Source organism: Candidatus Seongchinamella marina, from assembly GCF_026262685.1.
Lineage (GTDB): Bacteria > Pseudomonadota > Gammaproteobacteria > Pseudomonadales > Halieaceae > Halioglobus > Halioglobus marinus.
In genome coordinates this window covers 195,962-208,681 of the sequence record NZ_SHNP01000001.1, presented here as the reverse complement: position 1 = coordinate 208,681, position 12,720 = coordinate 195,962, and the positions used below count along the sequence as shown (strand labels likewise).

Here is a 12,720-nt window from a genome sequence, read left to right as displayed (position 1 = left end):
AAGCCGCCACTTTAATCGTTCATCCATTCGGGCCAGTCTTCGCTGAGACAGCCACTCCATTCAGGCGCGCGCCGCTCAAAATAGGCCATGCCGCCTTCGACGGCATCGGGCTTGGTCATACTGTAGTTAAGCCCCCTGGTCTCCTTGCGGGCTAACTCGGCATAACTCATATCCATCCCCTGCCAAACCAAACGCTTGTGCATTGCCATGGCCAGCGGGGCTGCGTTCACCGCCATATCCCGCGCGATATCCAACGCTGTTTCCAATACTGCTTCCGCAGGCACACTTCTTCCGGCGAGACCCCAGGTTACGGCCTCACTGCCGTTGAGCCGCTGGCCTCTCATCAGGAGTTCCAGCGCTCGTTCCATGCCTACTAATCTGGGCAGCAAGTACTCCATGGCGAAGTCGGTCACGACACCGCGGCGAGACTGCAAGAAGCCGTATTTACCCTCGTCGGCCAAGACGCGGATGTCTGTCTGCATGGCCATTCCCAGCCCGGCGCCCACCGCGTGGCCGTTACAGGCCGCAATCACCGGTTTACGCACTTCAAATGCCTGCATGGCTAAAGGGCAGGAGCTGATTTCCTGCGCAACGGCGCCACCATCGAAAGTCTCCCCACCACCGCTCATATCGGCACCGGCGCAAAAGCTCCTGCCGGCGCCGGTAATTACCACTGCGCGAACCGAGTCGTCGGCGTCGCAGTGCTGATAGGCTGCTCCCAGCCCCTCAATAATACCGGCCGACAGTGTATTGTGGGCTTCAGGGCGATTCAAAGTGATCAGGGCAACGCCCTCCTGCACCTCGAACAATACATCTTCACTCATGGTTTTATTCCAACAGGATTCAGATGCCAGAATAATACACCCACTGCCAGTACCAATGGCGACCAAGGCCAGTTATTGCTAACGCGAGCGCTCAGCCCCCACAGTTGGTACTTTTTAATAAAGTATCAGTAGAATTCCTCTGAATTATTCCGTATAACTTCATGTTATATAACGAATAAGCAGTGATCGTTAGAGCATTCTAAAAGGGAGTGCAACGATGACTGCTCAAGATGCAGACGGGCGAGAAACCAGGGACGAAGAGTGGACCAACACACGGTATTAATTATTTCCGAGAACAACGCAGATCATACAATTCTGTCTGCCTGTCTCGGGCGCGCCTTACCAGCCCGGTTCAATCTCGCCTCCTCTGAATCTATGCAACGCCCCATTGAAGCTCTGCTCGATCCCATGATCGACGCTGTCATCATGACCTATGGTCCGGAAACCGAGTACCTGCTGCGCCTGGCCCAGAAAAACCAGGCGACGGTGCCGCTCATTCTCCTGCTAGACGAAGAGAACGATCAACTAGCCTCACAACTGCGCGAGCTAGGTGCCCAGGATTACCTGGTGCGCGGCCAATTACAGGACGCGCTGGTTCACAGGGTTCTTGATTATTCAATTCAGCTAAAGCAAGCCAGAGACACTATCCAGCAATTGTCTAACCGCGACTCGCTGACCGGCGCGCTCAATCGAGCCGGTTTTCGCGCCCATATGGAGCGGGCCATGGAGCGCAGCGAACGTTACGACTTCAACACTGCGCTGCTTTACATCAACATGGACCAGTTCGCTAATATCAATGATCACTATGGCGAAACCGACGGTGACCTGCTGATCAAGACGATCTCACGCCGCCTCATTAACAAAATGCGCAGCACAGACAGCATCGCCCGCCTTGGCGGTGACGAGTTTGCCATCGTATTGGAGGATGTCAGCAATTCCAGAGACGTTGAGTTGATCGCCGAAAAAATGATCAAGTCGATTACTGCTCCAATGATTCTCAGCGAACAGCAGGTGTCGATCGATGCCAGCATTGGTGCGGCAATCTACCCGGATGACGGCAAGCAGTTTTCTGAGCTGGTTGATTTCGCCCGCTCTGCCATGCAGCAGGCTAAAAGCGTAGAAGGCAGCAAGTACATTCGCTACAGCGAGCAACTCACTTTCGATCAGGGCGGCAGCAATTCGCTGGCGGCTGAATTGCGAACCGCTGTGCGACAAAATCAGTTTGAGCTTCACTATCAGCCCCGCATAGACCTGACAACCGGCAAGTTGGTAGGGCTGGAAGCCCTATTACGCTGGAACCACCCGGAGCGAGGCCTGCTCTGCCCAAGCGAGTTCATTGTCGCCTGCGAAGACATGGGGCTGCTGCGAACGATTGGCTACCAGGTGATTCAACACGCCTGCGCCGCGCAAGTCTGGGTAGAAGAGCAAGGTATCCGCGATGTGGATGTGGCGGTGAACATCTCCTTTAGCCAGTTTCAGGACGATCGATTTGTAGACATCGTCAAAGACATCATCAAGCGCAGTGGCACCGACGCCTCAAGACTCGAGTTCGAGCTCACCGAGACCACTATACTGAAAAGCCCTGAAGCAGTGAAAGGTCGCATGGATCAACTGCGCCTGCTGGGTATTTCCTTCTCGCTGGACGACTTTGGTACCGGATTTTCACAGCTGTCACATCTGACAGAGCTACCCATCTCAGCGTTAAAAATAGACGCCTGCTTTGTGCGCGACCTGCCTCACAACCCGCACCAGGAAGCAGTGTGCGCCATGATCATTGAAATGGCGCGGCGCCTGGGCATGATGGTAGTGGCCGAAGGCGCAGAAACCCATGAACAAGTAGAGTATTTGCGCGAACATAAGTGCCAGCAGGTACAGGGCTTCTACTATAGCCCAGCGATCCCTTTACAGCAGCTACCTCGCTTCGCAAAGCAACTGCAGCTCCAGCGCCGCGAACCGCTGTTTTCCTGAGCGGTTCGCCGAAAAAGCCACTCGGTTACGGCCGCTTTTCCCTGCGATGTAAGGTCTACTCTCAGCCGCTTGCAGAACCGACTCTGCATCGAGAAAGCTTGCATCCCTTGCAACAACGCCTGCGCTCACCGTAACCCACACCTGATTGGATTTAAAGCTGGTGGCGCCGGGCAGCACAATGCAAACGCAATACGCTCTCTGTCGCCCCATATAATCGGTTTTTTCGCGCCTCTATGACTTGTTTTGCCCTTTCTATGCTTCGGGCTAGGAGATGAGTTCGAGTGATGATAGCCTACGCCTCTTATAACCACATTATCTCCCATACACATGCCCAATGAAGAACGCTCACACCACAAAGCAAAGATCCTAGTTTGCGATGACGACTTCAATGTTCGGCTGTTAACGCGGCAATGTTTGGAAGCGGAAAACATGGTGGTCGTGGAGGCAGCGGATGGCCCAGAGGCCATTGATGTATTTATGCGGGAGCGGCCCGACCTGGTGTTCCTAGACGTTGAAATGCCGGGCATGACTGGCCTGGAAGTGTGTAAAAGACTGCGCAAAATGCCCCAGGGCGAATCCATCCCTATCATGATCGTTACCGGCTCCGATGACCGCCAGTCGATCGATCAGGGGTTTGAGGCAGGCGCCACACAATACAAAACAAAACCCGTGAACTGGTCTTTGCTGAGCAGAGACGTGCAGTACATGCTGCGTGCCAGTAATGCGTTCAACTCGCTTAAACGCCAAGAGGACCGACTGCGCTATCTGGCCTACTATGATCCACTTACCAGCCTGCCAAACCGGCGAAGTTTCAACGAGCAACTAAATCGCATTTTGAAGCGCTGTCGCCGCCACAAAACCAATGCCGCTTTATTGTTCATCGACCTGGATAATTTCAAACGCATAAACGATTCTATTGGCCACGGTCGCGGAGACCGTCTGCTGGTAGAGATAGCCAAGCGGCTTACCGTTGAGCTACGTGAAGACGACGCCATCAACTATTACTCGGACAACAGCGCAGAAGATGACTCTCATACTTCCAATACCGAAATTGCGCGACTTGGCGGTGACGAATTCACGGTAGTATTGTCGGACATCCCCAATGCCGGGCAGGTTGAACGAGTGGCGCAACGTATTCTCGCAGCACTCTCGGAACCTATCGCCCTGCAATCACACAATCCGGTTGTGACCCCCAGTGTGGGTATTGCGCTGTTCCCTCAGGACGGTGAAGATCCCGACACTCTGGTGCGTAACGCGGATACTGCCATGTACGCCGCGAAGGCCCAGGGGCGTGCCTGCTTCCGCTTTTATGACGAAGAGATGAACGCCAAGGCCGTCGAACAGCTAAAGATGGAAGAAGAGCTGCGTGATGCCATGCAGAATAATGAGCTGGAACTTCGCTATCAGCCACAAGTGGACACTGCCACTGGTGATGTCGTTAGCATGGAAGCCCTGGTGCGATGGGAGCACTCTACTCGCGGAATGGTCTCACCACTGGACTTCATACCTGTGGCGGAGCGAACCGGGCAAATCATCGAGCTTGGTGAGTGGGTGATGAAAGAGGTAGCCCGCCACTGCAATTACTGGGACTCAATGGGCCTTCCCCCATTCAGGGTGTGCGTCAATATTTCGCCATTACAATTTAACCAAAGCGACCTGCCGCGTTCGATTGGAGAGTTTTTGCGCGAGTCAGGCATGCAGGCCAGCCGTTTGGAACTTGAGCTAACGGAAAGCGCCATCATGACTGACGCGCAAACGAATATTGAAAAACTGCAACAACTAAAGGCCCTGGGCCTTGAGCTGGCAGTTGACGACTTCGGTACAGGGTACTCTTCGCTCAGCTACCTCAAGCGCTTTCCCATAGACACACTCAAAATTGACCAAAGCTTTGTCGCCGATCTTGGCACCTCTGACGGAGCAGCGATCGTGGACGCCATTATCGCTCTGTCCAAAACCCTGAACCTGAGAGTCATTGCAGAGGGCATTGAAGAAAAGGAGCAGCTGGACTATTTGGTCGCACGCGGTGCTGACTTGCTGCAAGGTTACTTCTTTGCTCGGCCAATCTACCCGGAAGACGTGCCCGATATGCTGCGCCAAAACTTTAGTGAAGCGCTGCAGCAGTCTTGATTACAACCGCAACACCTGCCACTACTGTATGAAACTGATCAAACAGTTGCCGCTGCTCACCGCTCTTGTGGCGATCAGTTTCACGGCGAAAGCACAACAGCCCGACTCCCTGGATGTCATGTTGCAAGGTGCTTCCGCTGAAGAAATGGCGTCATTGGTCATCCACGAAGGCGGTACCGTCACTCACCAGCTGCCAATTATAAACGCGATCGGCGCAACTCTATCGAGCCAGCAAATGGCCGCCGTATTAAACACAGGACGTGTCATTCGCCACATTGACGACCTCGCCCTGAACGACCAACCGCAAGAACCTCAAACACAACCGTCAGATTGCCGTATCTCCGGCGCAGTCGAAATTAGCCGCAGACAAAACGGTTTCGTCTGGCCGCTGTTCAACAAAACAGACAAAGCGCAAAAGCTAACCGCCTTAGAGCTCAGCTGGCCGGCGGCGCTTGGGGCGATCAAACTCATCCAACTGGGCGAACACAAGCTACCTGTAAGCAGCATTACAAGCTCGTCCATAGGTGAGGCTCATTTATCACTAGAGGATACTTCTGTCCCCTTCCTCGCTGGCCGCGAAGAACTGGCGCTAATATTCACATCGACAGCCAATAGTGCGCCGGAGCAAAGCGACTATGCAGTCACCGCCAGTTTTGGTCATGATTGTGAGGTTAAGCTGATCCCGGGATATCCTGACAACGCAGATAATTTTTATTACAGCGCAGTTTCGGGCGCAGAGGACCTTCATCGCCATGGGGTTCGCGGCGCAGGAGTGACGGTTGCAGTCTTGGATTCCGGACTCTGGGACCACCCTGCCCTCACCCTCAGCACCACAGGTAAAGATCGAGTAGTTGCCCGCTATGACGCTATTAATAATAGCAGCGACAACGTATTTGACGAGAGCGGGCACGGCACCCACCTGACCAGCGTTCTGGCACACAGCGGAGAAACGCGGTTGAACGGTAAGCCTTCGGGTGGATTCAAGGGCATTGCTCCCGATGTAAACCTGGTGGCCATTAAAGCTTTTAATGAGGCCGGCCAGGGCGGCCTGCTTGATATCGTTCGCGGCGTGCAGTGGGCGGTCGATAACAAAGACAAATATGGCATTCGGGTGCTTAATTTGTCTTTTTCTGCCAGGCCTCGCTGGCCCTATTACCTGGACCCCATCAACCAGGCCATAATGCGAGCCTGGGCTGAGGGTATTACCGTAGTGGCGGCCGCCGGAAATGATGGGCCAAAAGCAATGACCGTGGGCTCGCCCGGAAACCTCCCCTACATTATTACCGTAGGTGCAGTAACGGACTCGTGGACTCTGGAGACTCGCAAAGACGACTACGTACCTGACTTCTCATCGCGAGGCCCCACTCCAGAAGGACACATCAAACCTGACATCGTCGCACCCGGCGGACATATTACTGGCATCACCCGGCCTGGTTCGGGGCTCCTGAAGGAACATCCTGAATACCAGCTACAGGGAGGTGAACTGGTAATGACCGGCACTTCACAAGCTGCGGCCCTGGTCTCTGGGTTGGTAGCCCTACTACTTCAGCTGGAACCTGAACTCACACCCGACGATGTGAAATGCAAACTAACCAGTACTGCTGAGCCTGCCATAAACCTCGACGGTCTGCTCGCTTACAGCCCATTCCAGCAGGGCAATGGTTACGTAAGTATCACCAGGGCCATCACTCTGGGTGATACCGGCTGTGGCAATGCAGATCTCGACCTGATGCGCGATATGGCAATGCAAGAGCACTTTGAAGGTCCTGCGGTCATGAATGAAAGCGGAGAGATCAGCCTGCCTGGCCTGGATGGCATATTGTCGAACATTGCACCGGCCAAAGGGCTTAGCGACATGCGAGTCTGGGGCGTAAAAAATCATGTGGAACGCCTGGATCTCAACCACAAACCGCCACTGAACCACCCCTTTGCCTGGGACCAGATGTACGAACTCGAAAAACAAAAAATTGAAAGCCTTTCAAATCGGGCTCAGTAGCCGCACTACCCAAGGCAGCAGAAAACGCCCTCTTTAGTCTTCTTGACCTTTATGGGTCAAACACGCCGCGCTCAACGGATTTTCTAGATTTTTCTATATTTTTCATATAGATAGAAAGCCTTTAGGTGGATTCTACCAATATCCTACTGCGTAATTTTTAACTCAATTACCCCAAAATGGTCACGCGTACGGGTTCAACAGCCCGATTACAGGTCGTATAACGTGTTCAAGCGTAGGGAAAAGCTAATGTGAATTGCGTCTCACGGAGAGTAACCAGAGCACTAAAAGCATCACATTCAGGCGCTAACAAAAGACTAGAACTAGGAATGATGACATGAATACTTACAAAGCGATCAAATCAGCGGGTTTAACCAGCATTGCGATAGCGCTGCTCACACCCTCACTGTCACTGGCCGAAGCTGACCAGAACGGAGCAACCGAGACCCACAACCTGGTTCATCGCGTAAGCCACTCTATTGCCGACTCCAAGGTCTACACCCGCAGCGGAAGTGCGGGCTATAAGTGGGGTAAGAACGTCGAGCCAACCAAATCTAATGCTCAGTGGGCCAAAAACACACCCGCTCGCAGCGGCTACAAGTGGGGCAACACTGCCACTACGGCTGAAACCAAAGCACAGACATACGCCGGCAGCAGTGACTATCAGTGGGGCAGCATGAGCTTTTCTGAGCAGTCTGCTTACCGGTGGGGCCTTCGGTCCTTCGCTGAACAGTCAGCATACCGATGGGGCCTGCGTTCTTTCGCTGACCAGTCTGCATACCGATGGGGCCTGCGTTCTTTCGCCGACCAGTCAGCGTACCGATGGGGCCTGCGTTCTTTCGCCGACCAGTCAGCATACCGATGGGGCCTGCGTTCTTTCGCCGACCAGTCAGCGTACCGATGGGGCCTGCGTTCTTTCGCCGACCAGTCAGCGTACCGATGGGGCCTCCGCTCTTTCGCTGACCAGTCCGCGTACCGATGGGGCCTGCGTTCCTTTGCTGAACAGTCAGCATACCGATGGGGCCTTCGTTCCGACGCTGACCAGGCCGCATACAGGTGGGGCCTTCGCTAAAACGGTTCTAACTCCATTTGGAGAAGGCGTTACACGATTTATAGTTTCGGCTAGCAAATCGTCTAACGCCCCTTTTATTTACAACTTTTACAATTTCAGCTTCATTATCACTTCTGGTATCGGCTAACCTAACCAACTACAATCTCGGTAAACCGAGATGACTATGGTTCGGTGGCCATGAAATACATTTACACACTCGTTTCGGCGTTAATGCTAGCTTTGCCCCCTTCTTCGATTGCAGAGACGGGGGGACGCATAGACGTCAGTTTCACTCTTTCACCTGTATCTGAAAAGCTAACACAACAAAGTGTTCGGCAGACTTTTCAAGATTCTCAGGGTGCTCTTTGGTTCGTCACTCAAGAAGGCGTCAACAAATATACCGGCGTTCATGTCGAGAACTATAGGTACTCTAGCAGTGACGATAACTCTATCAGCAGCAACCTAGCATCAAATATCATCGAAGATGACGACGGAACGATATGGATATCAACCACAGGAGGGGGCATTAATAAGTATGACTATAGAAACAACAGCTTCACATCAATATTTTTCAACCCGAATGACAGAAACACACCTCTCTCAAACGACATTTCGGCAATGCACATCGCCGAGGATGGCCGTATCTGGCTTGGCTATTCAAACGCATATAGTGTGTTTAACTCACAGAACGGCTCCTTTACCCACTACGTGGCAAGAGGGCCAGACGAAGCTGCACTTGGAACAATAATCGCATTTACAGAAACCGAAGATGGCCAACTATGGGGTGCCACAACTGAGGGAGCTATCGTCAAAATTGATCAGGCTTCTATGTCGCATGAGCGGGCTAGAATTGATCTAGTCAATCTGGGCAATTCGTTTGAAGACGTAAAATCAATTTTGGCGTCTGGCATGGAAATTTGGATAGCCACGTCAAGCGGGCTTTTTCAGTATGACGTTGAAAATAACGTTATTTTTAGATACGAACACTCGGATTCAAATAACTCTTCTATATCATCAAGCCAAATAGACTACATATATGAAGACTTCGAGAGCAACATTTGGGTAGGTACACATAAAGGCCTCAATCTGTTCAACCGAACCGCTGGGACTTTCATTAGGTACACTAGCGAAAACTCAGGCCTACCAGAAGATCTTATTTTCAGTGTTTTTCAATCCCGCGAGGGGCAATACTGGGTTGGAACTTTATATGGGCTCGCTAGCGGGACACCCGGGCAGTTTTCAAAGTTTGACGAAGCAATCGGGGGATTATCCAGCAACTCTGTTAACACGTTTACTGAAACTTCTGACGGAAGCATTTGGGTTGGTACAGATGAGGGGCTGAATCGACTCAGGCCTAACAAAGAAAAGTTCGAATGGATAAATCAATTCACAAGCCCAGGGCTATCGAACTCTATCGTAATGAGCCTGCTGAGCGACGGGGAAACGCTCTGGATTGGAACATATGACGGCGGCGTAAACAGACTGCATCTTGGTACAAACAAGATAGAGAAATTTAAACATAACCCTCTTGACCCAAGCTCCGTAGGAGCGAATGGCATCACTACATTTCTCAAAACTAATTCTGGTGAAGTTCTAATTGGCACATACGGCGGCGGATTAAGTATTTTTAATGAAGCTAGTTCTTCATTCGACAATTTAAAACACGACCCTGAAAATCCATCTAGCTTGAGAAGCAATAATGTTATCGCGTTATACCAAGATTCACTCGGATATATTTGGATCGGCACAGAGGCAGGTCTCTCTCGCTTCAATCAGGAAGATCGGACATTTGATCAACCAAAAACAGATGATGCGTCGTATGCATTTCTAAACTCTATAATCTGGGCATTTCTTGAGGCCGATGACGGAACTCTGTGGATGGGAAGCGCGGGCGAAGGCCTCACCAGCTGGGACATCGAAAGCCGTTCGGAACTATCAGCTGATATCACTCGCAGCTCGACCGAACTTGACCTGCCCAGTTCCAACATCTATGGCATCCAGTCAGACAAACAAGGTGACATCTGGGTTTCGCACAATAGCGGCGTTTCAAAAATACAAATTTCTGACAACAACGTTACCAATTACGGAGCCAGAGACGGACTGCAAGGAAGTGAATTCAACATGGGGGCTTCTTTCAAATCTAAGTCAGGGTCAATTTACTTCGGAGGAAGTCGAGGGTTCAATGTAATCGATCCTGAAGCAGCTACAAAGAAGAGTGTTCCACCCTCTGTGAGCATTCTTTCTATCAAAGTCATGAATGAAGAAAGGACTTTTGATGTCCCATACCATCAATTAGATCAGCTAAATCTCAGCCACAAAGACCGAATGTTATCTATTGAGGCTTATGCAGCCGACTACTCAGACCCAGAGTCCGTTAATTATGCATACATGTTGGAAGGGGTTAACCCAGGATGGACCATTTCTCCTGATGCGAGAGTGGTCTCGTTTACTACTTTACCTCCTGGAAAATATACGTTGAGATTGGCTGCCGCCTCCCCAGACGGGACCTGGAACTGGAACGCTCTTTCGCTTCCAATTTCCGTCGCGCCTCCGCCTTGGTTAAGTCCATATGCCTATGCAGCATACATAATACTTGGCATAGTCTTTGTTCTGATAATTTTTCGCAGGCAAAAAAAACAAGCTGAGCTTTCTCTTCAACGACAACGAGACCTAGAACAAAAAGTAGAGGAGAGAACCGTAGACCTGGAAGATGCAAGAAGGTCAGCCGAAAAAGCAAATCAAGCCAAATCAGATTTTCTAGCGACAATGAGCCATGAAATAAGAACTCCCATGCATGGAATGATAGGCATGACCGAACTATTACTTCATACGAGCTTGGGCGAAGAGCAGCGACGTTTCGCGGAGGCAGCACATAACAGCGGGGTTTCACTGCTTAGCTTAATTAATGAAATTCTAGATTTTTCAAAAATTGAGGCCGCCAAAGTTGAACTCGAAAATATTGATTTCAGTCTAAATGACTTAATTGATGACATCTGCTATTTGCAGAGTGAACCGGCAGATCGAAAAGGGTTAGCTCTTATAAACATCTGTGATTCTGAACTAAAAACTGAGCTCACAGGAGATCCAACCAAAATTCGTCAAGTCCTAATGAACCTAGTTAGCAACGCCATTAAATTCACTCATAATGGCCATGTGATAGTTGAAACGACAGTGACTAAAGATTTAAACGAAATAGATTCATTCGACGTCCATGTGTCTGTTACCGACACTGGAATAGGGATGGATATGGAAACGCAAGATAAGGTTTTTGACGCCTTTACACAGGCTGATGCGAGTACAACAAGGCAATATGGCGGTACAGGGCTTGGCTTGTCCATATCAAGAAAATTTATGGATATGATGGATGGCGCCATCACAGTCAAATCTGAGCCAAAGCAAGGTAGCTCTATAGAAATCACAATGCCACTCAAAGCGTCAAAAAACCGAATTGATACTTTCACGTCAAAAAACTTCCAAGCCTCGGTTTTTTCAACTAACAAAAACCAGGAAAAAATGATCACCTCGCATCTTTCTTCTTTGAATGTGGAACATCATGTAGCAGAGACAGCCCTTGAGTTCGTTGAACTTGCGACCAGAGTAAATGTAAACATCTGCTGCCTGGAAGATTTAGAAAAAATTTCTGAATCCGTAACGACTCAAGCCCTTTTAGACACCGCGGGAATCGTAATTGTGCCGCTTAACAGAACAAAAGCTATTCCTCTTATCCGCGACTGGGTCGAAGTATCTGCACCTCTGACAAATTCAGCATTACTAGAGCAACTTCCTAAGTTTGAAAGTGCAAATAACCAGAGAAGCGACAATGTTTCACTTAAAAGCGTGAATAACGCTCCAACAATTAAGGCATTGGTGGCTGAGGATGTTGAAGTAAATCAGCAAATCGCCAAAGAAATGCTCAATCTTATCGGATGTCGAGTAGTCATTGCTTCTGATGGCCAAGAAGCTTTCGAAACTTTTAAAAATGAAAGCTTTGATATTGTATTTATGGACTGTCAGATGCCGGTCATGGATGGATTCGAATCATGCCTGCTAATTCGAGAGTATGAACGCGATAACTCGCTACCGGAAGTACCGATCATTGCACTAACAGCTGGAATAACAAAGGAAGATGAACATCGCTGTACGAGCGTCGGAATGAATGAGTACGTAACAAAGCCTTTCACCGTTACTGACTTACAAGTAATTTTAGCGAAGCACGGTTCAAAAAAGAGCAGAGAAATAGTCGACCTTCTGCAGCCCACGTTAACGTTGCCTTCGCTACCTGAGGACACTCAAGCATTTAACACTGAAGTTATTAATGATTCTGCTATTCGCAATATCAGGGAAGTGGAACAACAAACCGGCAACTCGTTGCTGCCTCGCATTTTCGATGGTTATATCCAGCAAATTGAACCAAAGCTTTCTCAGCTGGCGCTAGAAGTAGCTGACATTGAAGCCAACGACGCCTATAAGACCGCACATGCAATCAAATCAATGAGCGCCAACATTGGGGCAGAGAGAGTAAAATCAATAGCTGCGGCCATCGAGGACGCCGATAGAGGAGGAGACCGGCCAACTGCAAGCGAGCTAGTGCCAGATCTGGTAAAGGCAAAAGAGGAATTTATCATGGAAATAAAAAAATCAGGCATTCTTGATGTCGAATACGCCTAAACTTCTAAATCACTTCGAATGACATCAAGTCCACTAAATTTGATGACTGTTACACCGCATTATAATAGCGTCCATATTACTGGACCTAC

At 50.2% G+C, this 12,720-nt stretch carries 6 protein-coding genes; 5 read left to right on the top strand and 1 reads right to left on the bottom strand.

Going from position 1 to position 12,720, the window contains the following annotated elements:
* Positions 1-11: 11 nt before the first annotated feature.
* Positions 12-824 (bottom strand): enoyl-CoA hydratase/isomerase family protein, encoded by an 813-nt coding sequence (locus tag EYC87_RS00790; protein WP_040542368.1) that lies wholly within the window; start codon positions 822-824, stop codon positions 12-14.
* 261 nt (positions 825-1,085) lie between these two features.
* On the opposite strand from EYC87_RS00790, the gene EYC87_RS00785 reads away from it, so the two are divergent.
* From EYC87_RS00785 to EYC87_RS00765, 5 genes are all read left to right on the top strand, one after another.
* Entirely contained in the window at positions 1,086-2,792 is a 1,707-nt protein-coding gene (locus EYC87_RS00785; protein ID WP_279251180.1) for a putative bifunctional diguanylate cyclase/phosphodiesterase, read from the top strand.
* Between the two features lie 327 nt (positions 2,793-3,119).
* Positions 3,120-4,919, top strand: coding sequence for a two-component system response regulator (locus EYC87_RS00780; RefSeq protein WP_279251179.1), 1,800 nt, complete (start codon positions 3,120-3,122; stop codon positions 4,917-4,919).
* A 28-nt stretch (positions 4,920-4,947) separates the two neighbouring features.
* Complete coding sequence (locus tag EYC87_RS00775; RefSeq protein WP_279251178.1) at positions 4,948-6,915, top strand: S8 family peptidase; 1,968 nt, start codon at positions 4,948-4,950, stop codon at positions 6,913-6,915.
* Positions 6,916-7,249: 334 nt separating this feature from the next.
* Positions 7,250-7,984 (top strand): hypothetical protein, encoded by a 735-nt coding sequence (locus tag EYC87_RS00770; RefSeq protein ID WP_279251177.1) that lies wholly within the window; start codon positions 7,250-7,252, stop codon positions 7,982-7,984.
* Positions 7,985-8,161: 177 nt separating this feature from the next.
* Positions 8,162-12,631 carry a two-component regulator propeller domain-containing protein gene (locus EYC87_RS00765; protein WP_279251176.1) on the top strand — a complete coding sequence of 1,490 codons (4,470 nt, stop codon included), beginning with the start codon at positions 8,162-8,164 and terminating at the stop codon, positions 12,629-12,631.
* The last annotated feature ends 89 nt before the right edge of the window (positions 12,632-12,720 follow it).

Excerpts from the sequence above, each read along its gene's own strand:
- EYC87_RS00790 (WP_040542368.1), bottom strand. The coding sequence starts at position 824 with ATGAGTGAAGATGTATTGTTCGAGGTGCAGGAGGGCGTTGCCCTGATC.
- EYC87_RS00780 (WP_279251179.1), top strand. The coding sequence starts at position 3,120 with ATGCCCAATGAAGAACGCTCACACCACAAAGCAAAGATCCTAGTTTGC.
- EYC87_RS00775 (WP_279251178.1), top strand. The coding sequence starts at position 4,948 with ATGAAACTGATCAAACAGTTGCCGCTGCTCACCGCTCTTGTGGCGATC.
- EYC87_RS00770 (WP_279251177.1), top strand. The coding sequence starts at position 7,250 with ATGAATACTTACAAAGCGATCAAATCAGCGGGTTTAACCAGCATTGCG.
- EYC87_RS00765 (WP_279251176.1), top strand. The coding sequence starts at position 8,162 with ATGAAATACATTTACACACTCGTTTCGGCGTTAATGCTAGCTTTGCCC.